Genomic DNA, 25,701 nt, shown 5'->3' with positions numbered 1-25,701 from the left:
GCAGCGGTAGTTCAGTCGGTTAGAATACCGGCCTGTCACGCCGGGGGTCGCGGGTTCGAGTCCCGTCCGCTGCGCCATATTTTCCGAGTCGGGCATGCCTGGCTCGAGATTGAAAAGCTACTGAGTTTTCAATCAGACGAGTTACTTGGGCGCAAGTCCAAAGCGATACGCAGCGGTAGTTCAGTCGGTTAGAATACCGGCCTGTCACGCCGGGGGTCGCGGGTTCGAGTCCCGTCCGCTGCGCCATATCTGCCCCAAGGCCAACTGAACGCCTTGGAGCTACGAAGAAAGCCGTTGGTTTACTTCGAGTCGATAGCAAAGACCCTGGTCGAAAGACCGGGGTTTTTTGTGTCTGAAATTCAGGTTTTTCTCCTCTCGCCTTTTTCCAAACGGACCTTTCTGCATGCCCCTTTGCATGAGTGGCCGATTGGAGCTGACGACGCCGTCGTTCAGCGGCGCCTCTGACCTCGCGCTACCGAGATTCATGGCTACTGTTAACGTGCTGCGTTGAATAGTCGCATTTTTTTGATTTGTCGGTCAGTTTTTGGTTTTCCGTAAGGTCATAAGTCTATAAACTTAACCTTTCGGTCAGCTTTGCACTGTCAACACAGCCCTTTGCATCGTCGAAAAGGGCTTCTGCAAGACTCGAGATTTCCAGAGCATAACCAGAAGGGCGGACCCCATGACCGCCCAGAGGATGATCCATGTCCAACCGTGATATATCCCGGCGCTCGTTCCTTCAGGGCGGGCTGGTAGCGGGCGTGAGCGTGACGCTCACGCCATTGAGCAGCCAGGCGCTGGCCGCCTTGATGGAAAACAGCGTGACCGTGCCGTCCGAGCAGTGGCTCGGCAACAACGGCAAGGCGCGCGCCCGTAACGATGCCTTGTCCAAGGTCTGCGGCAGCAAAGTCTTTGCCCGCGACATCCGCGCCAAGGACATGCCGGGCTGGCCGCAGCAGCAGGGCCACGCCATGCTGCTGAAAACCATCAAGGCGGACCACATCTTTGCAGGCATCGACCTGTCCTGGCTCGGTGCCGATTTGCAACCGGACCGCATCGTCACCGCCGAAGACCTGGTCAAGGACGGTATCGTGTTCCCTGAGGAGCACGCGCCCGATCCGCTGTTGCCGGCCGGCAAGGTGCCGATGTTCATCGGGCACCCTGTAGCGATCCTGATCTGGAACGACTTCGAGCGCTTCCGTCAGGCCAAGAACCAACTCAAGTTCAATGACAAGGCGATTCGTTACGGTGCCCAGGTACCGTTCTACGAAGGCGATCCCTACGGAAGCTTCCGCTACGTGCGCGTCGGCGGTGCGACCTCGGCCGACGAAGACGAGTTCGCCAGCCTCAAGGACTCGAYCCTGTTCCCGATGCTGAAAAACCGGCGTCCGGTGTGGAACTCCCAGCCGAACCTGCACGGCAACCTGACCGAGCGCGGGTTGTTCTACGCCGACCGTATGAAGCAGCAGATCGATACGCCGCCGGACAACTGGCTGGTGTTCGACGAACGCTACAAGACCCCGTCGATCGAGCCGGCCGCCCTGGAGCCGGACAACGGCAACGGCTGGTACGACCCGGTCACCAAGACCCTGCATTTCGTCGTCGCTACCCAATGCCCGCTGGAAGCCGCGACCGAGACCGCGAAGATGATCGCGCCGTCGCGTTTCGGCCTGGCCAACCTGAACATGCACCCGGGTTATACCGTCGGTTACGGCTCCAAAGACCACAACATTTTCGTCTACTACGCAGCTCTAGCAGCGTTGTACGGCGCCGGTGTACCGGTGCGCCTGGCCAACGACCGCTACGAGCAGTTCCAGAGCGGCATCAAGCGGCACCCGTTCGACATTCGCTATCAATTGGCGGTGGACAAGACCGACCACAGCTTCAAGATTTTCCGCTCCGAGATGAGCGTCGACGGTGGCGGGCGGATCAACTACAGCCCGTCAGTGGCGGCGGTGGGCGCAACGGCGGCACAGTCGATCTACTACATGCCGCAGAACGATCTGCAGGTCACGGCCTATCACTCCCGCGCCGTTGAAGCCGGGTCGATGCGTGGCTATGGCACCCTGCAAAGCATGGCGGCGACCGAGATGATGGTCGATGAAATCGCCGGTCGCCTCGGTGTCGATGCCATTGAGCTGCGCCGCAAGAACGCATTGCGCTCGGGCATGAAAAACACCCAGGGCGCGATCCCGGCAGGTGCCTTGCGCCTGCACGAGATTCTCGACAAGGCGGCCGTCCACGACACCTGGAAAAACCGCGACGCGATCAAGAAACAACGCGAAGCCGCCGATCCGGACAACTGGTACGGCGTGGGTTTTGCCATCTGCCAGAAAGACTTCGGTACCGGTTCCGAAGCGCCGATGGCCAGCATCGAATTCACTGCCGAAGGTCGCATCAGCCTGCGCCACATCGGTATCGAAATCGGCACCGGCATGTCCACCTCCCAGGCCATGGTCGTGGCCGACTTCCTTGGTCTCCCTGCGCACGAAGTGAAGACCGGCGAAACCGAATGGAAAGAGTTGCAGCTGATCAGTGGCGGCAACCCGTACATCATGAGCCAGGCCGAGCAGGACAACTTCCTGCGCAATCCACGCTGGGTCGGCAAGGTCGCTTCGGCTTCGTCGGCCACCAACTCGGCGTACTACTTCAGCCACGCCACTCGTGAAGCGGCGCGCGTGCTGTTCAACCACGGCCTGTGGCCGGCGGCGCGGGAGATTTGGCGACAAGGCCCTTACGGCGGTCAGGCCAACCCTTACGTGGTGCGCCGCGAAGACGCCCATTGGGTCGACGGCAAGCTCACGGCCAACGGCATGGAGCCACTGCCATTCGCCATGCTCGCCAAACGTGTTCACGAGCGTGGCCTGGTAAGCGGCGCCACCGTGCACGGTTTCAACCGCTGGAGCTGGGCCGAGGCCGAGTTCAGCATCGACGGCGTACGTGAGCGCTTGCCGCTCGATGGCCTGGCCGTGAAGTACGGCGACGGTGCACCGAAGGCGAAGAAGGCGCAGATGAACAGCGCCGGTTTCCATCTGCTGGATCGGCAGAACATCGCCTACCCGGCAACCCAGTTGAACAACGCGGCGGTGACTTACTACAGCCCGGTGGCGACGCTGGTGGAAGTGAAGGTCAACAAGGGTTCGAACGAAGTGTCGGTGCTCAACCACCACTCGTGGGTCGAGTGCGGTCGGGTGCTGGTGGAAGAACTGGTCAGGGGCCAGCTCGAAGGCGGGATCGCCATGGGCATCGGCCACGCGCTGATGGAGGAAATGCCGTTGTACGAAGGTGGTCCGGGGGAGGGTGACTGGAACTTCAACCGTTACCGCCTGCCGATGGCGCGTCACGTCGCGGTGTGGAAACAGACGGCGGACATCCTGCCGCCACTCTCGCCGAGCGACCCGTCCAAGGGCATCGCCGAGGTGGTGATGATCCCGGTGGTCGGCGCCATCGGCAACGCCGTGGCCCATGCCATCGGTAAACGTGTCCGCGACCTGCCTATCACTTCTGCACGCATCAAGGAGGCCCTCAATGGCTAACCGTCCGCTTCAACTGACCCTCAACGGTCAATCCGTCGGCCCGGTGGACATCCCTGATGACCTGCCGATGATCGACTACCTGCACGAATACAAGAACCTCACCGGTTCGCGCCTGGGCTGCGGCCAGGGCATCTGCCACGCCTGCGTGGTGATCGTCGACAACCCCGACGGCACCAGCGAAGAAGTGCGCACCTGCATCACTGGCGCACACTATTTCGAAGGCAAGAAAGTGCGGACCATCGAAGGCCATGCGACCCGCGACGAGCAGGGCAAGGTCACCGAGCTGAACCCGATCCAGCAGCGCTTCGTCGACGAATTCGCCTTCCAGTGCAGCTACTGCGCGCCGGGCTTCGTGAATGCCGCGACCGTGCTGGTGGAAAAGCTGCAGCGTCAGCCCATCGTCAAAAGCCAGCTGGAAAAAGTCATCGAGGACAGCCTCGGTCATCACATCTGCCGTTGCACCGGGTACGTGCGCTACTACAGCGCCACCCGCAACGTGCTGACCGATCTCGGCCTGGTCAAGGAGGGTTAAGCATGAAGCTTCTACTTGGCCGCCTGGCATTGGCGGTAGGTCTGGCTGCGCCTGTGGTGGTGGCTCACGCGGATGATGCGCAGGTCAAGCAAGGCGAATACCTCGCCCGCGCCGCCGACTGCATGGCCTGCCACACCGCACCGGGTGGCGCACCCTATGCGGGCGGCCTGCCGATCGTGTCGCCGTTCGGTACGATCTACGGGACCAACATCACCCCGAGCAAAGAGCACGGCATCGGCTTGTACAACGATGACGAGTTCTTCGCCGCGCTGACCGCAGGCAAGCGCCGTGATGGCGCCAACCTGTATCCGGCGATGCCGTACACTTCGTATCACCTGATGCCGCGCGCAGATTCCGACGCGATTCATGCCTACCTGAAAACCGTCGAACCGATCGAGCGCGCCGCGCCGGTCACCAGCCTGAGCTTCCCGTTCAATGTGCGCCTGGGCCTGATGGGCTGGAACATGATGTACGGCAAGGACGTGAAGCTGGAGCCTGCCGAAGGCAAGAGCGAAGCCTGGAAGCGTGGCCAGTACATGGTCGACGTGCTGGGTCACTGTGGTGAATGCCACACCCCACGCGGCTTGCCGGGCGCGATGCAGCAGGACAGGCGCATGACCGGTGGCATTCTCAATGGTTATCTGGCGCCGAGCCTGCTGGCCACTGACCTGGCGGCCCGTGGCTGGAATCATCAGGACCTGAGCTCGTTCCTCAAGCACGGTATGAGCGCCCAGGGCACGATGTTCAATGAGATGTTCCCGGTGTTCCACAACAGCACCCAGGGCCTCAGCGATCCGGATCTGGCGGCGATGGCGACTTTCCTGCTCGGCGATCAGCCGCCGGCGGCGAGAATGCTCACCGAAGTGCCGTTGGACAAGCTGAGCCCGAGCGCCCAGCGCGGCCGTCAGGAATATTTGAATGTCTGCGCCGGTTGTCACGCGCCGGGTGGTGAGGGCAAGCCGCACATCGCCGTGGCCATGCGCGGCAACACCACGTTGCGCCTGGAAGATCCGCGCAACCTGGTGCGGGTGATCGACGACGGTATCGGTGAGCAGAAGTTCTCCGGTTTCGAACACATGCAACCGATGCCAGGGTTCGCCGGGAAATTGAGCGACGAGCAACTCACGGATCTGCTGAACTACCTGCGTCAGGGCTGGGGCGGTCAGCCGAATGATCTGGCGGTGAACGACGTGCAGAAGCTGCGGGCCGATGCGCCGCTCGAGCACAAGGCCCACTGATATGCAGCATCTCGATCTGCAAGTGATACGCCGGGCGCTGGAGTGGTCGGCGGCCGGTCAGCGCATCTGGCTGTGTACGGTGCTGGCCACTTATGGCTCGGCACCGCGCGCACCGGGTTCGCTGCTGGCGGTGAACACGCAGGGGCACTGGATTGGCTCGCTGTCCGGTGGTTGTGTCGAGGAGGACTTTCTCGAGCGAGTCGCCGAGGGCGCGTTTCTGCAGCCGGTCAGCGTTGTTCGTTACGGCGAAGACAACGACCCACGCTCGCGCGTCAGCCTGCCGTGTGGCGGGGTGCTGGATGTGCTGGTCGAGAAGCTGGATGCCGAATGTGACGTGCAGGCGCATCTGTGCGAGCTGGAGTCGGCGCTGTTGGGCCGGCGTCGGTTGATCCGCGAAGTGGATCTGCAAAGCGGTGCGTGCAGCCTGTTCGATGATCGTGAGCAGGGTATGCGTATCGAGCGTGAAATCGACCGGGTGCGCGTGCGCGTCGGCGCGGCCCAGCGCTTGCTGTTGGCGGGGTATTCCAGTGTCGCCCAGGCCTGTGCGGAGTTTGCCGTGGGCCTGGGCTTCGAGGTGATTCTGTGTGATCCGCGGGACGAAGTGCTGGAAGGCGTCGTGCTGGAAAACGTGGAGATTCGCCGTCAACTGCCGTCGATGTTCATCGCTGACGGCGGCTGTCACAGCGACACGGCGGTGGTGGCGTTGACCCACGATCCACGTATCGATGACCTGGCGATGATGGAGGCTGTTCGCACCGAGGCGTTCTACATCGGTGTGATGGGCTCCCTGCAGACCTCGCAAAAGCGCTTCGAGCGGTTGCGGCGAATTGGTGGTCTGGGAGATGCCGAGTTGGCGCGGATTCATGCGCCCATCGGGCTGAACCTGGGCAGCAAGACGCCGGCGGAGATCGCCCTGGCAGTGCTGGCGGACATCCTGCGGATTCGCAGCGGTATCCCTCGGGATCGGCTCTAACCCAAAACCCCTGTGGGAGCGGGTGTACGCAACATCTGCGAATATCCAACAATCATTGTGGGAGCGAGCTTGCTCGCGATGAGGCCGGCACATTCAACAGGGATGTCGCCTGCCAGTCCGCCATCGTCGGATCGCCGCCCGGAGCAAGATCGCTCCCACAATGTATTGCGTGTCGCTTAGTATCCGAACCTGTCCCGCAATCCGTAATACCACGCACCCAATGCCGCAAACGGTGTGCGCAGCATTTGTCCGCCGGGGAACGGGTAGTGGGGCAGGTCGGCAAAGGCATCGAAACGCTCGGCCTGGCCGCGCAGCGCTTCGGCCAGTACCTTGCCCGCCAGGTGCGTGTAGGTCACGCCATGGCCGCTGCAGCCCTGGGAGTAGTAGATGTTGCCGCCCAAGCGTCCGACCTGGGGCAGGCGCGACAGGGTCAGCAGGAAGTTGCCCGTCCACGCGTAATCGATCTTCACGTCCTTGAGCTGCGGGAATGCCTTGAGCATCTTCGGTCGAATGATCGCTTCGATGTTCGCCGGATCCCGAGCGCCGTACACCACGCCGCCACCGAAGATCAGGCGCTTGTCGCCGCTGAGGCGGTAGTAGTCGAGCAAGTAATTGCAATCTTCAACGCAGTAGTCCTGAGGCAGCAGGGTCCTCGCCAGTTCTTCGCCCAGTGGCTCGGTGGTAATCACTTGAGTGCCGCAAGGCATCGATTTGGCGGCCAGTTCCGGCACCAGATTGCCCAGATAAGCGTTGCCGGCGACGATGATGAATTTAGCCCGGACCTTGCCTTGCGGCGTGTGCACCACCGGATTCGCGCCGCGCACGATGCGCACCGCGGGCGACTGCTCGTAAATCGTGCCGCCCAGGGACTCGACCGCCGCCGCTTCACCCAGTGCCAGGTTAAGCGGATGGATGTGGCCGCCACTCATGTCGAGCATCCCGCCGACGTACTGATCGCAAGCAACCACCTCGCGGATGCGACGTTGATCCATCAACTCAAGCTGGGTGTGCCCGAAACGCTCCCACAGGCGCTTCTGGGATTCGAGGTGCCCCATTTGCCTGGCGGTCATCGCGGCGAACACGCCACCGTCTTTCAAGTCGCACTGAATGCTGTATTTGGCGACGCGCTCACGAATGATTCGCCCACCCTCGAACGCCATCTGCCCCAGCAACTGGGCCTGCTTGGGACCGACCGTGCGCTCGATGACATCGATATCGCGGCTATAGCTGTTAACGATCTGCCCACCATTACGCCCGGACGCCCCGAAACCCACCTTGGCGGCTTCGAGCACCGTGACCTTGAAGCCGCTCTCCAGCAGAAACAGGGCAGAGGACAACCCCGTATAACCGGCGCCAATCACACAGACATCGGTCTCGACATCATCCTGCAACGCCGGGCGCGGCGGAACCGCATTGGCCGATGCGGCGTAGTAGGACTCGGGGTAGGGAGTGTTAGCCATCCGGCAGCCTCTGTTTAATATATTTTACGAGTGCGCCGATCGTACCCGAGTTGAAAAACGCCCGCCAGCCACCCGGAAAATCTTCTTTGCACCGGCAAAATTAAATATTTTGCATATTCATAGGGTTAGCTCGAAAAAAGGTGTTGACACCCCTCCGGAATTCCGTAGAATGCCGCCTCACAGCAGGCACGTAGCTCAGTTGGTTAGAGCACCACCTTGACATGGTGGGGGTCGTTGGTTCGAGTCCAATCGCGCCTACCAAACAAAATCCGCTCTGCTGGGCGGTCTAGAAGGGCTCACCGAAAGGTGGGCCCTTTTTCGTTGTTTGAAATTTTATGAGATTTTTCCTGGTCTGCTAAAAGCAGGAGGCCTAAGCCTCTTGCCTCGCGTTACTGCGCCGTCGTTTGTACGGTGATACTCATGATCCCCCCTATAGCCGGTGTTACCACCCGATATTCAATCGTGATGTTCGTAGTGCCCACTACATAACAGCGCATGCAGCCAGGCTCCAGTGTTTTTACCATTAACCCTGTCAGTGACGGCTTAATATCCTGGTGCCTGGACGTATCAATAAAACAGTGAGGAATAACCATGCCTTTAACTCCGGTAGTGTCTGGATTGCCGGCTATGGATGACTGCTCTTTAGAAAGGTTAGTTGACTTGGTACTACCGCTAAAACCCGTTCCGTCGATATTGAAACGGTCCGGGTTTGCTATTGGCGAATTGCCTGTTGTATAGGTGCCCGATGTAAATCTTCTTGCGCTTGCGACCGCGACCGCGACCGCGACCGCTTGCACTTGTCGCTCTTGTGGGTGACGGGCATAGCGATTGATTCAGGTAGGCACCGCTTTCCATGATCGTTGGTGCCATTAACGAAGGCGTCGATAGCAACGCCTGGTTTTTTCTCTCGTCTTTAACAATTTTCAGGCGCCAAATATTTGAACTTTGAAGTTGATCGAAAAGCGATTGGCCTTAGCACGATTTATTCATACGCGTCATTACAATCTCAGCCATAAGTAAGAAAACGTCCAACTAGAGCAAGCGGCGAGGAGTACTGCAATCCGACAAAAGCCAAAATAATGACAACAAAAAACAGTCGCATTCTCCCAATTAAGTCGGTGATATATCATGATCAAGATCATGGCCTACTTTTTAATTGGAGCTGTAACTGCAGGATGCAACGGCATCGTAAAACCCGACTTTTCGGGTCCTGCCAATGATTCATACTTTTTAGTCCACTCGGGGTTTCCCGCACCGTATCTATACGTGGCCTCGGCCGTGCAATGGAACGATGACTATGCGGTAACCACCCGCCACACTCCGTTCATCCCCAACGTGAAGTACAGCTGCAGTACAGGCTGCGATCTCGTCTTCATCCAGCACAAGGCCAGCGGCCGCTACCCATCATGGCGCGCACCGCGTGTGGGCGAGAGCATCACTGCCGTTGGGACGAGTCCTTACCTCATGACCACTACCGGGAAAGGCAAGGTGTATCAAACGCCTTTCGTCAATGCCGACGAACACAGCGGTGATCTCTATGCCATCCATGATGCCCCGCTGGTCAAGGGCATGTCGGGTGGGCCGGTCCTCACCAGTGACGGCTGTATTGTCGGCATCAATATCGGTTTCTACTCAACCACTCTGAACGATGTGAGCACTCACTCCGGCGTAAAGGAGGCTGAGAGGATCAGCATCTTTATTCCTTACTCGATCATTCAGCGCGAGTGGGGGATATTGCAGGCAAAACTCAACGATCCACACGGCACGAGGTATGTCGTGAAGTAGCTTTTAGCTATCAATCAATAAGCGGCGTGGCGGCCGGGTTCTGCTGTCACTCTTGAATGGGAAGGTCAGCTCGCAGCTCCTGCATGGTGAGCTCACCGAGGCTTCTCGGGTTGCAATACATCCAGCAAGAGCAGACCTTGCCATGATTTGCGAAGACGCCTGCATCTCGAGCAGGCACGTCCCGGTATTTGGTTCTCTGGTGGCTCCCCACGCATACGTCCGCATGCCGATCGCTGCGCAGCTGTTGCCGGATACATCGATCCGGGTGTCGCCTGCCTCATAAAAGGTCAGAGCGCGAAACCCGTCGCATGGGCAAGATGTCCCTCCTGCACTCCCGCGATCAGGTGCAGTGGGATGTTCTGCTGTACTTCAATGGACGGTACCTCGATGCTTCCTACAATCTGGAGCTGCCGCTCGCTCGGTTCGGTCGATTCTGCTGCCTTTTCCCTAGCCATTCTTGCGTGGTTCATTGCGATTTCGTTGAGCGTTGACACGTTACATCTCCTGGTGACTGGCCAAGCGTATCGCTGGAGTCCTTAAGCATTGGTTGAATGGCTACTGCGTCAGAATCATGTTGTTCCGGCCGCTGCTACGCGCGATCTTAGCAATCCTCAAGCCGCGGATGTGGGTGAGTTCTTCGTTGTGTTTTCGTAGGCGACGAATGGCGGGCCACTGTGGATGATAGTCCGGATTCTTTGCCATTCAGGCGTAAACTGGTGGGGCTGCCTCATCGAAAGGAGCCGCCTATGAACGTCGATCAAATCAGCAAGCAGGCATCTGTGGACAAGGCTGTTTGGGATCAATACTTCTGCACTGCATTGATTGCGGAAAGCAATCTGACTGCCCCGATTGTGGGCGGTGCTACGCACGAAGACAGGCAGAACCTGTTGATCGAGAGGGCTAAAGCCCTCGCCGACAAAATGATGGAAAATCGAAAATAAACAGAGCCCAGCCATCGCGCTGGGCTCTTTGCATGCGGGGTTGTGCTCCGATGCAGGCGATGTGCGTGTTGCGGTTCAAACGATCAACTCTACCTTGCCGCTTGCCAGGCGATAAATGCCTCCCACTATCTTCAACTTGCCCTTGCTCTGCGCATCTGTCAGCAATGGCGAGGCCTGTTTCAGGCTGTTGACAGAGTTTTTGACGTTTTGCGCGGTGGCGTTTTCCATCAAGCTCCCGGGTTGCTTCAGCACTGTCTCGATTGCCGACTTGAGTGCGTCAGTCAGTTTCGGGATATGGCCGGGGAAAATCGTCTGATCCTTGACGGCCTTGATGCCTGCCTCGATGGCGCCACAGCTCTCATGACCGAGTACGAGAATCAGCGGTGCGCCCAGTACGGCAACCCCGTATTCAAGACTGGCCAGGCCTTCCGGGGTCACGAAGTTGCCCGCGACGCGGATGGAGAAAAGATCGCCTCGCGCGGTATCAAACGCATATTCCGGGGCGATCCGCGAGTCGGAGCAGCTCAGTACTGCCACGAACGGATTTTGACCGGACACCAGGGCCTCTCGCTCAGCCTTGAAATCGTGTGTAGTGGAAGTACCGCTTACATATCGTTCATTGCCCTCCATCAGTCTTTTCAGCGCCATATCGGGACTGATTACGTTTTGAGGTTTGGGTGGGGCTGACGCTTTTTCGGCTGCCTGGATGAGCTTGCCGGGCAGTGTGCCGGTCAGCAGCAGGGCGCCTGCGCCCAATCCGGCAAGTTGAAGAAAACGACGACGGCCTGTTGTGTTTGAAGCAGAGCTTGAATCACATGATTCACACATGATTTTGTTTACTCAGTTCAATGCGGTGAGAGTGAGTTGTCGTTGGGGCCGGTACTGTCACGGACACTCAATACCAGCGCAATGGAGTCTAGTCGGTCTGTCATTTGTGTTCCGGACAATGTCCGCAGATGCCGTGCAAGCAGCCATTTCATGGGCTACTACTGACAGGCTCATACAACTTCGACCTGGCAGGAGTTTCTCGATGCTGACTCACTGGTTTCTAGCGGCGGTTCATCTTTTGGCATTTGCCTTGGGATTTTGGGCGGTGTTGGTTCGAGGCACAGCTTTTCGGCGTTTGGCCGATGGGGCCGCGCAAGTGCGCAGTGTTCTGATGGCGGACAATATCTGGGGTATTTCAGCTGTCGTTTTGCTGGTCAGCGGGGGGATGCGAGCCTTTGGCGGGTACGAGAAAGGCACGGACTATTACCTGCATCAGCCGCTGTTTCATCTGAAGATGACGCTGTTCGTCCTGATCTTGCTGCTGGAGATTGCGCCAATGGTGACGCTGATCAAATGGCGGATAGCGCTTGCCCGTAAAGTGGCGATCGATACAGGCCGCGCGAAGCTATTTGCGCGGATCAGTCATGTCGAGGCGCTGCTGGTGCTGCTGATGGTGGTGGCGGCGACTGGTATGGCGCGTGGCGTGATGTTTGGTTGATCACGCAGCTAACGCGTACTTCCGTGGGGTGAACCAGAAATGTCTGACAGCCAGAGCGTTGAGCTTGTCGCTAGTATCGAACCCTGGAGGCTTGTGTGGAAAGCAGGCGGAAGCGATGCAATGCCGAATCTTTAGCCAGCCGTGATTCCGGACTGAACGGGCTGGCTACTGACTGCAACAGGATTCAGGGTTGCGGCTTTTCCGGGGCGGTCAGGCCAGCCTGAATGCGCTGATAAATTTCTTCACGATGCACTGCAACGTCCTTCGGGGCGTTGATGCCGATCCTGACTTGCTGGCCGCTTACGCCCAGGATGGTGATCGTAATGTCATCACCAATGTTTATGCTTTCACCGACTTTGCGGGTGAGTATCAGCATGGTCTTCTCCTTGATTGCTTTGTGGGGCACCTGATTCGGACAGTGCAGAGGTCGGTGGTACGTATAGATTAGTGCGAAGTCTCGCGGTTTGGGTGCCTCTTTCTGACGTGCAGATGCGGCATTAATTCCCAAGGCGTAACTATACAGAGGCCGCAACCATCATTCTCGTTGTTTTGAGCCCATTTTACGGCACTCGCGAAGTATTCATGGATGTTAAAATCCCTGCTTTATGGATTTAGAGGGAAACGCCGTGCGCAAAATGGTTTTGGTAATCGCGATATTGGCGCTGGCGGGATGTGGCGAGGGCAGTAGTGTGGATGCGCCGAAGCCTGAACCGGCCATGGCTGCCGTACCCGCGGCGGTGTCCGGCCCGCAATGGGATCTTGAAGTGCGAGGTGAAACCCCTCAGGCGGTCAGCGATTTGAGTGGCTGGCTGATCGAGCACAGCTTCATGTCCAGCGTCGTCAAGGAAAATGGCAATACACGAATCCTGATGGGGCCGTTCAATTCGAAAGCCGAGGCCGAAGCCAAACAGGATGAAGTCCGTGCCGCGCTCACTCGCGCGAAGAAACAGAACATCGAATTGCTGGTGCTTGAGCGTCCGGCCGCTCAATAACATTCAGTAGCGCAGACGTTGAAGAAACAAAAAAGGCCTCGGGTGGTTAGTCCCGAGGCCTTTTTTGTTTCAGGTGTCGCCTGGATTCAACCGCAGGCCTTCATGTTTACCGGGCCGACGAACTCGTTGCCGCGCCCCATGACACACGCCACGCTCTGGTTGCGTTGCCGTTCCCAGGCCTGAACCGGATAGGTTTTGTCCCACGCTTCGTACAGTTGCCGATCCCGTTTCGACAGACGTAAACCATACTGCTTGCTCATGTAGAAGTACGTTCGGGCGATCATGCCGCGGATGGACGGGCGGGGCATGACTTTCCTGGCCTTGAAGTCGACCTGGGTCAGGCAGGAACCATATTGCCCCGACTGCTCGGGCAGCCAGCCGAAGCTGAAGTTGCTGCGATCGCCATTGACCTCGCCAATGCTGGGCACCAGGTTGTGCAGATCGGACTCGGCCTTTTGGTAAACCGGGTCGTAGCGGGTGCAGTTCTTGCGGCCACCTTCTTGCCAGCACTGGCGTTGATGGCCGATCTGCCAGGCAGGAACGATATGCTCCCATTCGATGCGGGATGCGCGTTTGGCATTTTTACGTGGCACGTAACCGCAGGCGGCAAGGTTCACCCGGTTGCCGGTGTACTTGCAGCCACAGTAAAACTCGGTGGATTGGGGCGCGTAGAGCTTCCACGCCACCTTTTTCGCTTCGGTGAAGGTGCGCGGGGCGTCGGCTTGCGCGCCCATGACAAAAAACAGGAACAGCAAAGCAAACCAGCGGGCACTCATCGACTCAGTCTTCCTTCGGCAAAACCCAGAAAATCTGCACGCCGCCATCGTCGCGATAGGCGAGGGTGACGTTGTCGTTTTCGTCGATTTCTTCCAGCAAGCGTTCCCATTCATCCACCGGCTCGTCAGGAAGGCGGAAGATCAGTGCTGCCCTGGCCTTTTGTGCGGTGGGAGAGTTGATGATTTTCTGAACGCGCAGGCCCATGCGTACATAGGTGTCAGGAGAGGAGGAGGTGGTGTCCACGGAATTATCCTTATTAAGCTGTACGTGCATACAGTATTTAACTGTAGGCCATTTCGCAACTGCTTAAAAATCAAGAAAATCGTCTGACAGCGATTTGTTCCGTTTGGCATAAGGCGAAGGGAGTTTTTTTGTCAGATCCAGCGGCAGCCACTCGCCAAGGCTGGCGAATGGCGCATGGGGTGCCCGACCGGATCGGTCGGGCGAGGGCAAATCAGTATTCCCAGAACATCCGCTGCAGCTCTTTGCTGTCGTTGGTCTTGGTCAGCGCGACCATCGCCAGGATACGGGCCTTTTGCGGGTTCAGGTCGTGGGCCACGACCCAGTCGTATTTATCGTCAGGCTGTTCGGCGTTGCGCAATACAAAGCCACCGGCGTTGACATGGGAGGAGCGAATGATCTGCACGCCGTCCTTGCGCAAGGCTTGCAGGGATGGAACTACCCGCGACGATACCGAGCCATTGCCGGTGCCGGCGTGGATGATGGCTTTGGCGCCGGATTGAGCCAGGGCCTTGTAAGCGGTATCGCTGACGTTGCCGTAGGAATAGGCGATCTCGACGTCAGGCAGGCTCTTGATGGTCTTGATGTCGAACTCGGAATCCATGGTGTGGCGCTTGGCTGGCAAGCGGAACCAGTAGGATTTGCCTTCTACTACCATGCCCAGCGGACCCCAGGCGCTTTTAAACGCTTCGGTCTTGATATTGATCATCTTGCTGACGTCGCGACCCGACTGGATTTCATCGTTCATGGTCACCAGCACGCCTTTGCCCCGCGCGTCTTTGCTGCCGGCCACGGCTACCGCGTTGTACAGGTTCAGCATGCCATCGGCGGACATCGCGGTGCCCGGGCGCATCGAGCCCACGACAATGATCGGCTTCTCGGTTTTTTCCACCAGGTTCAGGAAGTACGCGGTTTCTTCCAGGGTGTCGGTGCCGTGGGTGATCACGATGCCATCGACGTCTTTGCTGTCGGCCAGTTCAGCCACGCGGCGACCCAGTTGCAGCAGGTTTTCGTTGGTAATGCTTTCGGAGGCGATCTGCATGACCTGTTCGCCGYGAACGTTAGCCAGTTGGCTCAGCTCAGGAACGCCAGCGATCAACTGTTCGATGCCGACTTTCGCTGCTTGATAGGTTGCGCTGTTGGCGGAGCTGGCCCCTGCGCCGGCAATGGTGCCGCCGGTGGCCAGGATCACCACGTTGGCCAGTTTCTGTTGGGTTTCGGCTTCTTTGGCCTGAAGGGCGGTGGGCAGAAGCAGGAGGAGGGCCAAGGCGCCCGGAACAAAGGTCTTGAGTGCAGATGTCATTATTTTTCTCTTCTAGTTGTGAGGCGGTGCAGATGCAAGTTCATCTAGATACGCCCCCAGGCGAATCTGAACGCTGGGGTGCGAGGGGAAGAGCAGGATCTGTACCAGCAACACTCTGAATCGAAAAAAACGCTTAACTTAATGATTTGTAACGGTATTGCTGTTTGTGTCCGGAGGCGGTTTTGGGTCTTGGCGTCCGGATTACCGAACATGTTTAACTTTCGCGTTCGGCTCTCCGAAACGGATTGCAGTTCTGTTTAAGATTTCAACGCCTCTAATCGTCGTTAACGACTAAAGAAACGCGTGCGTCGGTCGATGCTCCTTCAAGGGGTCTTTTTCTGCAGGAGTTCACATGTCGTTATCTATTGGCTTCCCAAATGCCGCGGGCATCACCATTGGGGGAAAGTCTGCGACGACCATTCGTGCTTTAGGCGATGCGACAGGGGATGCGGCTGCTCAAGCGCTGGGTGCAAAGGAAGGCGACGGTACCCAGGTTAAAACGGGCCCGGTAGGTCTGGAAGAAAGTGCCGGCGCACAGGCCGAATCGCAAACCAGCGATAACACCAGCATTGCGGTGAAGATCCTGCTCAAGCGTCTGAAGGAGCTGCAACAGCAATTGCGCGAGCAACAGCAGCAACTGGCGCAGGCCCAGGCGGCGTCTTATCCGACTCCGGAAGCCAAGACCACGGCAGTAGCGGCCATTGAGGGGCAGGTTGCCGACACCAACGGCGCCATCCTGCAAGTGAGCGCGAGCCTGATCAAAGAGCTGGCCAAGGGTTCTGGCACGGGATCGGTGGTCAACACCACGGCGTGAACTGGATGCCGTTTTTCGCTGAACATCTCTGAAAGCACTTTTCAGGTCGTTGACAAATACCGGCAGGGTTCGCATAGTTTGCTTCACGCAAACGTTTGCGCGGCTCCAGTGATGGCTTTTCATCGCAGTGGGTCGTGAAGCTTACGCCAGCGCAAGCGTTGCTCACAATAATCATAAGATCGGAGTGAACCCATGAAGCTGCCATTCGCTGGACGTCTTCTCGCTGTCGCCATTTTGGCTGCCGCATCCGCTGCACTGCCTGTCTCTTCGGCCTTTGCTGAAACCACGGAAAAACCGAAAGTCGCGCTGGTCATGAAATCCCTGGCCAACGAGTTCTTCCTGACCATGGAAGACGGCGCCAAGGCCTACCAGAAAGATCACTCCGGCGAATTCGAGCTCATCTCCAACGGCATCAAGGATGAAACCGACACCGCAGGTCAGACGCGCATCGTCGAGCAGATGATCCTGGCCAAGGTCAATGCACTGGTGATTGCGCCGGCAGACTCCAAAGCCATGGTCCCGGTGATCAAGAAAGCCATAGATGCCGGTATCACCGTGATCAACATCGACAACCAGCTGGACCCCGCCGTCGTCAAAAGCAAAAACATCAATGTGCCGTTCGTAGGCCCGGACAACCGCAAGGGTGCGCGGTTGGTGGGCGATTACCTGGCCAAACAGCTGAAGGCCGGTGACGAAGTCGGCATCATCGAAGGTGTGTCCACGACCACCAATGCCCAGCAGCGGACCGCGGGCTTCAAGGATGCGATGGAGGCGGCACAGATCAAGGTCGTGTCCCTGCAATCCGGTGACTGGGAAATCGACAAAGGCAACAAGGTGGCCGCCTCGATTCTCAGTGAATACCCGCAAACCAAGGCCCTGTTGGCCGGCAACGACAGCATGGCGGTCGGTGCGGTGTCTGCCGTGCGCGCCGCGGGCAAGGCCGGCAAGGTGCAAGTGGTCGGCTACGACAACATCAATGCCATCCAGCCAATGCTCAAGGACGGTCGCGTGCTGGCCACCGCGGACCAGTTCGCGGCCAAACAGGCGGTGTTCGGTATCGAGACTGCACTGAAAATTCTCAAGGGTGAAAAGGTCGACGGCGGCGTCAATGGCGTGATTGAAACGCCGGTAGAGCTGGTCACCAAGTAGCCTTCTGGCGACATAACGGCGCTCGTCCAGCCGGACGAGCGCATGGAGAGTTTTTATGTCAGTTTGCGCTCCGAACGCTGTCCTCTCGGTCAGCGGTATCGGCAAGACCTACGCCCAACCGGTCCTGGCCGGCATCGACCTGACACTCATGCGCGGGGAAGTGCTGGCGTTGACCGGTGAAAACGGTGCAGGCAAAAGCACGCTTTCGAAGATTATTGGCGGGCTGGTCACGCCGACCACCGGCCAGATGCAGTTTCAGGGGCAGGACTATCGTCCGGGTAGCCGGGCTCAGGCTGAAGCGCTGGGTATCCGCATGGTTATGCAGGAGCTCAATCTGCTGCCGACCCTGTCGGTGGCGGAAAACCTGTTTCTCGACAATCTGCCCAGCATAGGTGGCTGGATCAGCCGCAAGCAATTGCGCAAGGCTGCGATCGAGGCCATGGCTCAGGTCGGGCTCGACGCCATTGACCCGGACACCCTGGTCGGCGAACTGGGCATCGGCCACCAGCAAATGGTCGAGATCGCCCGCAACCTGATTGGCGATTGTCATGTGCTGATTCTCGACGAGCCGACCGCGATGCTCACTGCACGCGAAGTCGAAATGTTGTTCGAGCAGATCACCCGCCTGCAAGCTCGCGGCGTATCGATCATCTACATCTCTCACCGCCTCGAAGAGCTGGCGCGGGTCGCACAGCGCATTGCCGTGCTGCGCGATGGCAATCTGGTTTGCGTCGAGCCAATGGCCAACTACAACAGCGAGCAACTGGTCACCCTGATGGTCGGGCGCGAGCTCGGCGAACACATCGATATGGGGGTGCGCAAGATCGGCGCCCCTATGTTGACGGTCAAGGGCCTGAGTCGTTCCGACAAGGTTCGCGACGTGTCGTTCGAAGTCCGTGCCGGAGAGATTTTCGGCATTTCCGGTTTGATCGGTGCGGGGCGTACCGAATTGCTGCGTCTGATCTTCGGGGCCGATATCGCCGACAGCGGCACGATTGCCCTGGGGGCGCCGGCGCAGGTCATCAATGTGCGTTCGCCAGTGGATGCGGTCGGGCACGGCATTGCCTTGATCACCGAAGATCGCAAGGGCGAAGGCCTTTTGCTGACCCAATCGATCGGCGCCAACATCGCTTTGGGCAACATGCCCGGCATCTCCAGTGCTGGCTTGGTCGACAACGATGAGGAGAACGCCCTGGCCCAGCGTCAGATCGACGCCATGCGCATTCGCAGTTCCGGTCCGGCACAGTTGGTGTCCGAGTTGTCCGGCGGTAATCAGCAGAAAGTCGTCATCGGCCGTTGGCTGGAGCGCGATTGCTCGGTGCTGCTGTTCGACGAGCCGACCCGCGGCATCGACGTCGGCGCCAAGTTCGATATCTACAACCTGCTCGGCGAATTGACCCGCCAGGGCAAGGCGCTGGTGGTGGTCTCCAGCGATTTGCGCGAGCTGATGCTGATCTGCGACCGGATCGGTGTGCTGTCGGCGGGGAGGCTGATCGATACATTCGATCGCGACAGCTGGACCCAGGATGAGTTGCTCGCCGCTGCTTTCGCCGGCTACCAAAAACGTGATGCGCTGCTCTTTGAAGCCGCGCCTAGGGATCTTCCATGAAAACCGCTTCTTTCGCCGGCAAACGCAATGGCAACTTCTACGGCCTGGGCACCTATCTGGGCCTGGCAGGTGCCTTGTTGGCGATGATCGTGCTGTTCTCGGTGCTGAGCAGTCACTTCCTGTCCTACGATACTTTCAGCACCCTGGCCAACCAGATTCCGGACCTGATGGTGCTGGCGGTCGGCATGACCTTTGTGTTGATCATTGGTGGCATCGACCTGTCGGTAGGTTCGGTGCTGGCATTGGCGGCTTCGACCGTGAGCGTGGCGATTCTTGGCTGGGGCTGGGGCGTTCTGCCGGCGGCGCTGCTGGGCATGGCCGTTGCGGCGTTCGCCGGTACCATCACCGGCTCGATCACGGTGGCGTGGCGGATTCCGTCGTTCATCGTGTCCCTGGGCGTGCTGGAAATGGCTCGCGGGGTGGCGTACCAGATGACCGGTTCGCGTACGGCCTACATCGGCGATGCGTTCGCCTGGTTGTCCAACCCGATCGCCTTCGGCATTTCACCGTCGTTCATCATCGCGTTGCTGATCATTTTCATCGCCCAGGCCGTGTTGACCCGCACGGTGTTCGGTCGTTACCTGATCGGTATCGGCACCAACGAAGAGGCCGTGCGGCTGGCGGGGATCAATCCCAAGCCCTACAAAATCCTGGTCTTCAGCTTGATGGGGTTGCTGGCCGGTATTGCCGCGTTGTTCCAGATTTCTCGCCTGGAAGCCGCGGACCCGAATGCCGGCTCCGGCCTTGAGTTGCAGGTGATTGCAGCCGTCGTGATCGGCGGGACCAGTCTGATGGGCGGGCGCGGTTCGGTGATCAGCACGTTTTTTGGCGTCCTGATCATTTCCGTGCTGGCCGCGGGGCTGGCGCAGATCGGCGCAACCGAGCCGACCAAACGCATCATTACCGGCGCGGTGATCGTGGTGGCGGTGGTGCTGGACACCTATCGCAGTCAACGCGCAAGCCGGCGGACCTGAGTCATGGCGACTATCAAAGATGTGGCAGCCCTTGCCGGCATTTCCTACACCACGGTTTCCCATGTGGTGAACAAGACCCGCCCGGTCAGTGAAGAGGTCCGGATCAAGGTCGAGGCGGCAATCCAGACCCTCGACTACGTCCCCAGCGCCGTGGCCCGTTCGCTCAAGGCCAAGACCACAGCGACCATCGGCCTGTTGGTGCCCAACAGCCTCAACCCGTATTTCGCCGAGCTTGCCCGGGGTATCGAGGATTACTGCGAGCGAAACGGTTACTGCGTCATCCTGTGCAACTCCGACGACAATCCAGACAAGCAGCGCAGCTATCTGCGTGTACTGCTGGAAAAGCGTATCGACGGCCTGATTGTCGCCTCGGCCGGCGGCGACAGTGGCCTGGTGCAAGGTCTTAAAGGCGTCCGCACGCCCATGGTGATCGTCGACCGCGGACTGGACGGTATCGATGCGGACCTGGTGCGCATCGACCATGAATACGGCGCGTATCTGGCGACCCGGCACCTGCTGGAACTGGGGCATCGGGATATCGCCACGATCAGCGGGCCGGAGAACACCAGCGTGGCGCAGATGCGTCTGGCGGGTTATCGCCGGGCCTTGAAGGAGGCGGGCGTCGAAGTCTCTCCCGAGCGCATGCTGGAAAGCGATTTCACCAGCACTGGCGGTTACAGCGCTGCCGCGGTTTTGCTGGAAAACAAGCCGCCTACCGCCATTTTTGCGGCCAACGACATGATTGGCATCGGCGTGCTACGGGCCGCCGCCGAGCGCAATATTCGCGTACCGAGTGAGTTGTCGGTGATCGGCTTCGACGATATCCAGATGAGTCGGTATGTCTATCCGTCGTTGACCACGGTGGGGCAATCGATCCTGCAACTCGGTGAAATGGCCGCCGAAGTGCTTTTACGGCGAATCGCCACGCCGGGCCTGGCGACCGATCAGCGGATCGTGACGCCGAGTATCGTCATACGTGAATCGACGGCGCCGCTGGCCGGCGTGTTTGCCCAGTTCCGTTGAAAACAGAGAGCCGTTGAAAACAGAAAGCCGTTGAAAATAGAACGCCGCTGAACCCACAGCGCCGCCGAAACAGAATCGTGAGTAGCAATGTATGCCAGCAAAAGTAGTGGTAATAGGCAGTTTGAACATGGACCTGGTGACCCGGGCGCCGCGCTTGCCCAAGGGCGGTGAAACGCTGATTGGTCAGTCGTTTACCACCGTCTCCGGCGGCAAGGGCGCCAATCAGGCCGTGGCTGCGGCGCGGCTGGGAGCCCGGGTGTCGATGATCGGGTGCGTGGGCAGTGACGCCTATGGTGAGGCGCTGCGCGGGGCGCTGTTGGCCGAGCAGATCGATTGCCAGGCGGTGAGCACCATTGACGGTTCCAGCGGCGTGGCGTTGATTGTGGTCGACGACAGCAGTCAGAACACCATCGTGATCGTCCCCGGTGCCAACGGTGCATTGACCGCTGAAGCCATTGACCGTTTTGATTCGGTGATACACGCGGCGGATGTGCTCATTTGTCAGCTGGAAGTGCCCGATGCTTCTGTTGGCCATGCGCTCAAGCGCGGTCGCGAGTTGGGCAAGACTGTCATCCTCAATCCGGCACCGGCCAGTCGTCCGTTGCCATCGGACTGGTACGCGTCCATCGATTACCTGATTCCCAACGAAAGCGAAGCGTCGGCCCTGAGCGGTCTGTCAGTGGACTCCCTGGACACCGCACAAGCCGCGGCGACCCGCCTGATAGCCCTGGGCGCCGGCAAGGTGATCATCACCCTCGGTGCGCAAGGTTCGCTGTTTGCCGATGGCCAACGCTTCGAACATTTCCCCGCACCCGTGGTAAAGGCTGTCGATACCACGGCGGCCGGCGATACGTTTGTCGGCGGTTTCGCTGCGGCGCTGGCCGCGGGTCAAGATGAGGTGTCGGCGATCCGCTTCGGGCAGGTGGCTGCGGCGTTGTCGGTCACCCGGGCCGGCGCGCAACCTTCGATTCCCGCCTTGAGCGATGTACAGGCGTTTAAAATTCCATGAAAAAGACACCCCTGCTCAACATTGCGCTGTCGCGACTGATCGCGTCTTTGGGACATGGCGACTTGGTCGTCATCGGAGATTCGGGGCTGCCGGTTCCACCGGGCGTTGAATTGATTGACCTGGCCTTGACCCCCGGCATACCGGATTTTGTCAGCACCTTGAAGGTMGTGCTCAGTGAGATGCAGGTCGAAAGCCATGTGCTGGCACAGGAAATCTTCGATAAAAAGCCGTCGGCCCTGGTCGCGCTGGAAGAACTGAACGGTGAAGGCGCGTTGGGTCGGCGTGAAGTGCTCACCCATGAACAATTCAAGGTCCTGAGCCGACAAGCGAAGGCGATTGTTCGTACAGGCGAATGCCAACCGTACTGCAACATTGTGCTGGTCGCCGGCGTTACGTTTTGACTGGCTGTCCGCGTTTTGATGTCCCAGGCACAAGGAGTGCGCCCCGTATCGCTATGCTCAGAAACTGCACCCACTGCTCCGGAGTCTGCTGCTTTTGTCCCTGATGACCGCAACCAACGCCCAGGCGGCACCAAAGATCGACCTGATCATCGACACCGATCCAGGGGCTGACGATGTCGTTGCCCTGTTGTTCGCCCTGGCATCGCCGGACGAGCTGAATGTCCGCGCATTGACCACCGTAGCCGGCAACGTTCGCCTGGACAAGACCTCGCGCAATGCGCGATTGGCCAGGGAGTGGGCGGGGCGCGAAGAGGTTCCGGTCTATGCGGGGGCGCCCAAGCCCCTGATGCGCACACCCATCTACGCCGAGGACATTCATGGCAAGGAAGGGTTGTCGGGCATTGCCGTGCATGAGCCCAGACAAGGCCTGGCCGAGGGCAGCGCCATCACCTACCTGATCGATACCCTGAAATCGGCCAGGCCCAACAGCATTACCATCGCCATGCTAGGCCCACAGACCAACCTGGCCCTGGCGCTGATCCAGGAGCCGGGTATCGTTCAGGGCATCAAGGAAGTGGTGGTCATGGGCGGTGCGCACTTCAACGGCGGCAACATCACGCCAGTGGCCGAGTTCAACCTGTTCGCCGACCCGCAAGCGGCCGAAGTGGTGCTCAACAGCGGCGTGAAGCTGACCTACCTGTCGCTGGATGTGACCCACAAGATCCTTACCAGCGAAGCGCGCCTGAAACAGATTGCCGCGCTGAACAACAACGCCAGCCGACTGGTGGGCGACATTCTCAATGAATACATCAAGGGCGACATGGAACACTACGGCATTCCGGGCGGCCCGGTGCATGACGCCACGGTTGTCGCTTATCTGCTCAAGCCGCAATTGTTCAGCGGTCGCTCGGTCAACGTGGTGGTCGACAGCCGCGAAGGACCGACCTTTGGACAAACCATCGTCGACTGGTATGACAGCTTGAAAGCGCCAAAGAATGCCTTCTGGGTTGAAAGCGGCGATGCCCAGGGCTTCTTCGATCTGCTGACCGAGCGCCTGGCTCGCCTGAAATGAGCCTAATGTCCCACGGGTGCCTGCCAGCGGGTTTCACTCCCGCCCGCTAACGGCTTCGGCCTTTTGGCCGGACAGATGTTTCTCGAAAATCTGCTCGATGAACGATTGGGCGGCTTCGGTTCCAAGGTCCCTGACCAGCAGGTCGATACCGATAATGGCGAGCTCTTCCGTGCTGCCTGGACTGTAGGAGCTGTGGCCGTCTTGCCACTTGGCCTTGATGTCAGCGTCGATGCTTACGGTGGTCATGATGGCGCTCGTGAGGTCGGGGAAGTCTGAGTGCCGAGTTAACCATTTTACGGGGCTTTTGACACGTCGACTTAGGCATGAAAGGAGGGCTGTGCGACACTTGGTCTCTGACGAATATTCAAGGAATGCGCTGTGCAGATCGATTTGAACTCCCCGGATGGCCTGACCCTTGAGGCGGTGCGTCAGTTGCTGGCCGGCGCCAGTGACGATGAGCACACCCAGTTGCGGGTCGCCAAAGGAGGCATTGCCTATATCTCCTCGGGTGTCGTGGGCGGTACCGATATCGACGGGTTGTTGTTTCGACTCGAAACCTGGGCCAAGGGCTCCGGTTATGTCGGGCGGGTCGCGGCCAGCGATGAAGTCTGGGTCATGCAAATCTTCAATGCGTTGAATGAGAACTGGCCCAACCCTCCTTACGACTACATCGACGTCTATTGAGCGTCGTTCATATTCAGTCACGATTCAGTGATCAAGGGCAGCGCCGCGCTCAGGCAGAATCGCGGCTCGTCCGGATCATGGGCAGGGTGCCAGTGCTCCCTGTGAAACCAAACGCCAGTCTGGTTGTCGCACGATCTCAGCTTAATCATTGAATAAGGAGGCTTCATGCCTTGGAAGCTCGCGTCATTGGGTACTTTGTTGGCCGTTGCCACACTGGCCGGTTGCAGCACTACCTCTACGGAGCCGGCAACAACGGATGTTGCGACGACTGACACGGGTCACAGTCGCTGTGAGGCAAAGGCTGCCGAGTTCACCATCGGCAAACAGGCATCGCCGCAATTGCTTGAGCAAGCGCGTACCCGCGCAGGAGCGCAAAACGCGCGGTTCCTGCTGCCAACCGATATGGTGACGCTGGAGTACCGTTCAGACCGTCTTAACCTGAACACCGATGCCAATAAAGTGGTCACTCGCGTCAACTGCGGCTGATCACTCGGCTTTTGTTTCGCCCATAAAAAACCCCGTCACATGGACGGGGTTTTTTTAGTGCGCCTGGAAATTACTCTGGGCGAACTTGAGCAGCTTGCATACCCTTTTGGCCTTTCTCAGCCACGAAGGAAACAGTCTGGCCTTCTTTCAGGCTTTTGAAACCGTCGCTTTCGATAGCTTTGAAGTGTACGAACAGGTCGTCACCGCCACCTTGAGGAGTGATGAAGCCGAAGCCTTTTTCATCGTTGAACCATTTAACGGTGCCGGTTTGGCGATTAGACATGGTGTATCTCCAAGAAACATATATTTTCAGTAGTACTGTGCTGCTCAGGCCAACTGGGCACACCCGGATATCATAGTCGAAATGTTCGCTTTGGGAGCCCCCCGGGCGAGCTGTTTGCTTTGCAGACGAGCATTCTTTAGTGCTTCATGTGGCTGGAAGCCCCGTTTTAAAAGGCTTTCAGCCGAAAGTAAAGACGATAAAAAAAGCTGTAAAACCTTCATAAAATGTCAGGCAAAGCGACATTCGGCCTGTTTTTTCGGTCATTGCAGGTGAAAAAATCAATGCGAGAAGCTTATTTCTTCGCCCCGGCATCGACCCTGCAAGTGGCGATTTTCTGCATCGCCTGATTTCCCAGTTCTTGACTTGCCGTGCCGTCCATCAATGCCTGAAGGTCTTTGGCAGGATAGGATTTGAGCTGGTCGGCGCCGCAACCACAGACGGCTTTTGCCTTCGCATCACCGATCTTTTGTGCCGCTGCAGGGACGCATTGCGCCATGTATTTCTCGCGCTCACCCTTTGGCCAGTCGGCGTGGGCGGCCAATGGCAGCAGCAGAACGATGGGTGCGACTACGGCGAACAAACGGTTCAGACGCATGCTGGGATGCTCCTTGTGGGTCAATGACGTGTTATCTGAGGGGCGAAGCGGTGTTCAAGTTCATCACTCTGGCATAAAAATGACCGATTTGCCCCCGCACAAAGTCTGCGTGCATCGACGACCGTTCATCTGTGCTAGCATGCCTCGCTCGGGCGTTTGCAAGCTCCGGATGACCTTCAGTCCCGGCGGCGGCAGATGCGCGATTAACCCTGATTTGAATCCCAGTCACTCTGGTTCGGTTTTCCGGTTGGCCGCAAGGCTCCTGCCGCTGTAAGGCAGGCGTTCGTCATTGAATGGCCTGGACCGGATCTTGTACTGGCTCATCCCAACCCACGTGAC

Annotated in this window: 29 protein-coding genes and 3 tRNA genes; 21 read left to right on the top strand and 11 right to left on the bottom strand. The window is 58.7% G+C overall.

Annotated elements, in window-relative coordinates; all coding sequences use genetic code 11:
* The 6 genes from AC1DXW_RS16925 to AC1DXW_RS16900 all read left to right on the top strand — a co-directional run bounded on the left by AC1DXW_RS16925 (position 1) and on the right by AC1DXW_RS16900 (position 6,279).
* Positions 1–77 (top strand) — tRNA-Asp (locus tag AC1DXW_RS16925).
* A gap of 92 nt (positions 78–169) precedes the next feature.
* A tRNA-Asp gene (locus tag AC1DXW_RS16920) sits at positions 170–246 on the top strand.
* Between the two features lie 458 nt (positions 247–704).
* On the top strand, positions 705–3,536 hold the full coding sequence (locus tag AC1DXW_RS16915) for a xanthine dehydrogenase family protein molybdopterin-binding subunit (RefSeq protein ID WP_477760231.1): 2,832 nt from the start codon (positions 705–707) through the stop codon (positions 3,534–3,536).
* Positions 3,529–4,068, top strand: coding sequence for a (2Fe-2S)-binding protein (locus AC1DXW_RS16910; RefSeq protein ID WP_007982256.1), 540 nt, complete (start codon positions 3,529–3,531; stop codon positions 4,066–4,068). The genes AC1DXW_RS16915 and AC1DXW_RS16910 overlap by 8 nt, the downstream gene beginning before the upstream one ends.
* A gap of 2 nt (positions 4,069–4,070) precedes the next feature.
* A complete protein-coding gene (locus AC1DXW_RS16905) occupies positions 4,071–5,306 on the top strand; it encodes a c-type cytochrome (RefSeq protein ID WP_477754004.1) in 1,236 nt (411 codons plus the stop codon).
* Between the two features lies 1 nt (position 5,307).
* A complete protein-coding gene (locus tag AC1DXW_RS16900) occupies positions 5,308–6,279 on the top strand; it encodes an XdhC family protein (RefSeq protein WP_477754005.1) in 972 nt (323 codons plus the stop codon).
* Positions 6,280–6,455: 176 nt separating this feature from the next.
* Here the strand turns inward: AC1DXW_RS16900 and AC1DXW_RS16895 are convergent, their stop codons facing one another.
* A complete protein-coding gene (locus AC1DXW_RS16895; RefSeq protein WP_477754006.1) occupies positions 6,456–7,739 on the bottom strand; it encodes an NAD(P)/FAD-dependent oxidoreductase in 1,284 nt (427 codons plus the stop codon).
* Between the two features lie 184 nt (positions 7,740–7,923).
* Here AC1DXW_RS16895 and AC1DXW_RS16890 point away from each other — a divergent pair.
* Positions 7,924–8,000, top strand: a tRNA-Val gene (locus AC1DXW_RS16890).
* 128 nt (positions 8,001–8,128) lie between these two features.
* Here the strand turns inward: AC1DXW_RS16890 and AC1DXW_RS16885 are convergent.
* Entirely contained in the window at positions 8,129–8,536 is a 408-nt protein-coding gene (locus tag AC1DXW_RS16885) for a hypothetical protein (protein ID WP_477756022.1), read from the bottom strand.
* Between the two features lie 331 nt (positions 8,537–8,867).
* On the opposite strand from AC1DXW_RS16885, the gene AC1DXW_RS16880 reads away from it, so the two are divergent.
* The gene (locus AC1DXW_RS16880) at positions 8,868–9,524 is read left to right on the top strand and encodes a trypsin-like peptidase domain-containing protein (protein WP_477756023.1); all 657 of its coding nucleotides are present in this window, start codon (positions 8,868–8,870) and stop codon (positions 9,522–9,524) included.
* 287 nt (positions 9,525–9,811) lie between these two features.
* On the opposite strand, the gene AC1DXW_RS16875 is transcribed toward AC1DXW_RS16880, so the two are convergent.
* Positions 9,812–10,018 (bottom strand): hypothetical protein, encoded by a 207-nt coding sequence (locus AC1DXW_RS16875; RefSeq protein ID WP_108217769.1) that lies wholly within the window; start codon positions 10,016–10,018, stop codon positions 9,812–9,814.
* Positions 10,019–10,270: 252 nt separating this feature from the next.
* Here AC1DXW_RS16875 and AC1DXW_RS16870 point away from each other — a divergent pair, with 252 nt between their 5' ends.
* Positions 10,271–10,465, top strand: coding sequence for a hypothetical protein (locus AC1DXW_RS16870; protein ID WP_477756024.1), 195 nt, complete (start codon positions 10,271–10,273; stop codon positions 10,463–10,465).
* Between the two features lie 75 nt (positions 10,466–10,540).
* Here AC1DXW_RS16870 and AC1DXW_RS16865 read toward each other — a convergent pair whose 3' ends face one another.
* Positions 10,541–11,293, bottom strand: coding sequence for a carbonic anhydrase (locus tag AC1DXW_RS16865; RefSeq protein WP_477756025.1), 753 nt, complete (start codon positions 11,291–11,293; stop codon positions 10,541–10,543).
* Positions 11,294–11,495: 202 nt separating this feature from the next.
* On the opposite strand from AC1DXW_RS16865, the gene AC1DXW_RS16860 reads away from it, so the two are divergent.
* Entirely contained in the window at positions 11,496–11,951 is a 456-nt protein-coding gene (locus AC1DXW_RS16860) for a DUF2214 family protein (RefSeq protein WP_477756026.1), read from the top strand.
* Positions 11,952–12,135: 184 nt separating this feature from the next.
* On the opposite strand, the gene csrA is transcribed toward AC1DXW_RS16860, so the two are convergent.
* On the bottom strand, positions 12,136–12,327 hold the full coding sequence (csrA, locus tag AC1DXW_RS16855) for a carbon storage regulator CsrA (RefSeq protein ID WP_053161267.1): 192 nt from the start codon (positions 12,325–12,327) through the stop codon (positions 12,136–12,138).
* 250 nt (positions 12,328–12,577) lie between these two features.
* On the opposite strand from csrA, the gene AC1DXW_RS16850 reads away from it, so the two are divergent.
* The gene (locus AC1DXW_RS16850; RefSeq protein ID WP_477756027.1) at positions 12,578–12,943 is read left to right on the top strand and encodes an SPOR domain-containing protein; all 366 of its coding nucleotides are present in this window, start codon (positions 12,578–12,580) and stop codon (positions 12,941–12,943) included.
* 86 nt (positions 12,944–13,029) lie between these two features.
* On the opposite strand, the gene AC1DXW_RS16845 is transcribed toward AC1DXW_RS16850, so the two are convergent.
* From AC1DXW_RS16845 to AC1DXW_RS16835, 3 genes are all read right to left on the bottom strand, one after another.
* Positions 13,030–13,719 carry an endonuclease gene (locus AC1DXW_RS16845; protein WP_477756028.1) on the bottom strand — a complete coding sequence of 230 codons (690 nt, stop codon included), beginning with the start codon at positions 13,717–13,719 and terminating at the stop codon, positions 13,030–13,032.
* A 4-nt stretch (positions 13,720–13,723) separates the two neighbouring features.
* Positions 13,724–13,993: a DUF1654 domain-containing protein gene (locus AC1DXW_RS16840; protein ID WP_150727134.1), complete on the bottom strand. Its 270-nt coding sequence runs from the start codon at positions 13,991–13,993 to the stop codon at positions 13,724–13,726.
* Between the two features lie 181 nt (positions 13,994–14,174).
* Positions 14,175–15,263, bottom strand: coding sequence for an asparaginase (locus AC1DXW_RS16835; RefSeq protein WP_477760230.1), 1,089 nt, complete (start codon positions 15,261–15,263; stop codon positions 14,175–14,177).
* A gap of 352 nt (positions 15,264–15,615) precedes the next feature.
* Here AC1DXW_RS16835 and AC1DXW_RS16830 point away from each other — a divergent pair, with 352 nt between their 5' ends.
* The 8 genes from AC1DXW_RS16830 (at position 15,616) to AC1DXW_RS16795 (ending at position 23,314) form a co-directional block, all read left to right on the top strand.
* A complete protein-coding gene (locus tag AC1DXW_RS16830; protein ID WP_477754777.1) occupies positions 15,616–16,077 on the top strand; it encodes a hypothetical protein in 462 nt (153 codons plus the stop codon).
* Positions 16,078–16,269: 192 nt separating this feature from the next.
* Positions 16,270–17,226: a substrate-binding domain-containing protein gene (locus AC1DXW_RS16825; protein ID WP_477754776.1), complete on the top strand. Its 957-nt coding sequence runs from the start codon at positions 16,270–16,272 to the stop codon at positions 17,224–17,226.
* Positions 17,227–17,281: 55 nt separating this feature from the next.
* The gene (locus tag AC1DXW_RS16820) at positions 17,282–18,835 is read left to right on the top strand and encodes a sugar ABC transporter ATP-binding protein (protein WP_477754775.1); all 1,554 of its coding nucleotides are present in this window, start codon (positions 17,282–17,284) and stop codon (positions 18,833–18,835) included.
* Positions 18,832–19,809 (top strand): ABC transporter permease, encoded by a 978-nt coding sequence (locus AC1DXW_RS16815; RefSeq protein ID WP_477754774.1) that lies wholly within the window; start codon positions 18,832–18,834, stop codon positions 19,807–19,809. The genes AC1DXW_RS16820 and AC1DXW_RS16815 overlap by 4 nt, the downstream gene beginning before the upstream one ends.
* 3 nt (positions 19,810–19,812) lie before the next feature.
* Positions 19,813–20,832, top strand: a complete 1,020-nt coding sequence (locus AC1DXW_RS16810) for a LacI family DNA-binding transcriptional regulator (protein WP_477754773.1) — start codon at positions 19,813–19,815, stop codon at positions 20,830–20,832.
* Positions 20,833–20,923: 91 nt separating this feature from the next.
* The gene (gene rbsK, locus AC1DXW_RS16805) at positions 20,924–21,841 is read left to right on the top strand and encodes a ribokinase (protein WP_477754772.1); all 918 of its coding nucleotides are present in this window, start codon (positions 20,924–20,926) and stop codon (positions 21,839–21,841) included.
* The gene (gene rbsD, locus AC1DXW_RS16800) at positions 21,838–22,242 is read left to right on the top strand and encodes a D-ribose pyranase (RefSeq protein WP_477754771.1); all 405 of its coding nucleotides are present in this window, start codon (positions 21,838–21,840) and stop codon (positions 22,240–22,242) included. The genes rbsK and rbsD overlap by 4 nt, the downstream gene beginning before the upstream one ends.
* Positions 22,243–22,345: 103 nt before the next feature.
* Positions 22,346–23,314, top strand: a complete 969-nt coding sequence (locus tag AC1DXW_RS16795; protein ID WP_477754779.1) for a nucleoside hydrolase — start codon at positions 22,346–22,348, stop codon at positions 23,312–23,314.
* Positions 23,315–23,347: 33 nt separating this feature from the next.
* Here the strand turns inward: AC1DXW_RS16795 and AC1DXW_RS16790 are convergent, their stop codons facing one another.
* Positions 23,348–23,560: a hypothetical protein gene (locus AC1DXW_RS16790; protein WP_477754770.1), complete on the bottom strand. Its 213-nt coding sequence runs from the start codon at positions 23,558–23,560 to the stop codon at positions 23,348–23,350.
* A 132-nt stretch (positions 23,561–23,692) separates the two neighbouring features.
* Here AC1DXW_RS16790 and AC1DXW_RS16785 point away from each other — a divergent pair, with 132 nt between their 5' ends.
* Positions 23,693–23,998, top strand: coding sequence for a hypothetical protein (locus tag AC1DXW_RS16785; RefSeq protein WP_477754769.1), 306 nt, complete (start codon positions 23,693–23,695; stop codon positions 23,996–23,998).
* A 165-nt stretch (positions 23,999–24,163) separates the two neighbouring features.
* A complete protein-coding gene (locus AC1DXW_RS16780) occupies positions 24,164–24,484 on the top strand; it encodes an I78 family peptidase inhibitor (protein ID WP_477754768.1) in 321 nt (106 codons plus the stop codon).
* A gap of 70 nt (positions 24,485–24,554) precedes the next feature.
* Here the strand turns inward: AC1DXW_RS16780 and AC1DXW_RS16775 are convergent, their stop codons facing one another.
* Both AC1DXW_RS16775 and AC1DXW_RS16770 read right to left on the bottom strand, forming a co-directional pair.
* Positions 24,555–24,767 carry a cold-shock protein gene (locus AC1DXW_RS16775; protein ID WP_003179963.1) on the bottom strand — a complete coding sequence of 71 codons (213 nt, stop codon included), beginning with the start codon at positions 24,765–24,767 and terminating at the stop codon, positions 24,555–24,557.
* A 292-nt stretch (positions 24,768–25,059) separates the two neighbouring features.
* Positions 25,060–25,362 carry a hypothetical protein gene (locus AC1DXW_RS16770; RefSeq protein WP_477754767.1) on the bottom strand — a complete coding sequence of 101 codons (303 nt, stop codon included), beginning with the start codon at positions 25,360–25,362 and terminating at the stop codon, positions 25,060–25,062.
* Positions 25,363–25,701: the final 339 nt, after the last annotated feature.

The organism is Pseudomonas sp. P4_C4 (assembly GCF_056402055.1).
This window is presented reverse-complemented; position numbering and strand designations above follow the sequence as displayed.

Bases quoted from the DNA above. Each gene is read 5' to 3' on its own strand.
- AC1DXW_RS16905 (WP_477754004.1), top strand. From the start codon at position 4,071: ATGAAGCTTCTACTTGGCCGCCTGGCATTGGCGGTAGGTCTGGCTGCG.
- AC1DXW_RS16845 (WP_477756028.1), bottom strand. From the start codon at position 13,719: ATGAGTGCCCGCTGGTTTGCTTTGCTGTTCCTGTTTTTTGTCATGGGC.
- AC1DXW_RS16870 (WP_477756024.1), top strand. From the start codon at position 10,271: ATGAACGTCGATCAAATCAGCAAGCAGGCATCTGTGGACAAGGCTGTT.
- AC1DXW_RS16790 (WP_477754770.1), bottom strand. From the start codon at position 23,560: ATGACCACCGTAAGCATCGACGCTGACATCAAGGCCAAGTGGCAAGAC.
- AC1DXW_RS16815 (WP_477754774.1), top strand. From the start codon at position 18,832: ATGAAAACCGCTTCTTTCGCCGGCAAACGCAATGGCAACTTCTACGGC.
- rbsK (WP_477754772.1), top strand. From the start codon at position 20,924: ATGCCAGCAAAAGTAGTGGTAATAGGCAGTTTGAACATGGACCTGGTG.
- AC1DXW_RS16825 (WP_477754776.1), top strand. From the start codon at position 16,270: ATGAAGCTGCCATTCGCTGGACGTCTTCTCGCTGTCGCCATTTTGGCT.
- AC1DXW_RS16770 (WP_477754767.1), bottom strand. From the start codon at position 25,362: ATGCGTCTGAACCGTTTGTTCGCCGTAGTCGCACCCATCGTTCTGCTG.
- AC1DXW_RS16910 (WP_007982256.1), top strand. From the start codon at position 3,529: ATGGCTAACCGTCCGCTTCAACTGACCCTCAACGGTCAATCCGTCGGC.
- AC1DXW_RS16895 (WP_477754006.1), bottom strand. From the start codon at position 7,739: ATGGCTAACACTCCCTACCCCGAGTCCTACTACGCCGCATCGGCCAAT.
- AC1DXW_RS16840 (WP_150727134.1), bottom strand. From the start codon at position 13,993: ATGCACGTACAGCTTAATAAGGATAATTCCGTGGACACCACCTCCTCC.
- AC1DXW_RS16900 (WP_477754005.1), top strand. From the start codon at position 5,308: ATGCAGCATCTCGATCTGCAAGTGATACGCCGGGCGCTGGAGTGGTCG.
- AC1DXW_RS16865 (WP_477756025.1), bottom strand. From the start codon at position 11,293: ATGTGTGAATCATGTGATTCAAGCTCTGCTTCAAACACAACAGGCCGT.
- AC1DXW_RS16775 (WP_003179963.1), bottom strand. From the start codon at position 24,767: ATGTCTAATCGCCAAACCGGCACCGTTAAATGGTTCAACGATGAAAAA.
- AC1DXW_RS16820 (WP_477754775.1), top strand. From the start codon at position 17,282: ATGTCAGTTTGCGCTCCGAACGCTGTCCTCTCGGTCAGCGGTATCGGC.
- AC1DXW_RS16780 (WP_477754768.1), top strand. From the start codon at position 24,164: ATGCCTTGGAAGCTCGCGTCATTGGGTACTTTGTTGGCCGTTGCCACA.
- AC1DXW_RS16830 (WP_477754777.1), top strand. From the start codon at position 15,616: ATGTCGTTATCTATTGGCTTCCCAAATGCCGCGGGCATCACCATTGGG.
- AC1DXW_RS16795 (WP_477754779.1), top strand. From the start codon at position 22,346: ATGACCGCAACCAACGCCCAGGCGGCACCAAAGATCGACCTGATCATC.
- csrA (WP_053161267.1), bottom strand. From the start codon at position 12,327: ATGCTGATACTCACCCGCAAAGTCGGTGAAAGCATAAACATTGGTGAT.
- AC1DXW_RS16810 (WP_477754773.1), top strand. From the start codon at position 19,813: ATGGCGACTATCAAAGATGTGGCAGCCCTTGCCGGCATTTCCTACACC.
- AC1DXW_RS16880 (WP_477756023.1), top strand. From the start codon at position 8,868: ATGATCAAGATCATGGCCTACTTTTTAATTGGAGCTGTAACTGCAGGA.
- AC1DXW_RS16860 (WP_477756026.1), top strand. From the start codon at position 11,496: ATGCTGACTCACTGGTTTCTAGCGGCGGTTCATCTTTTGGCATTTGCC.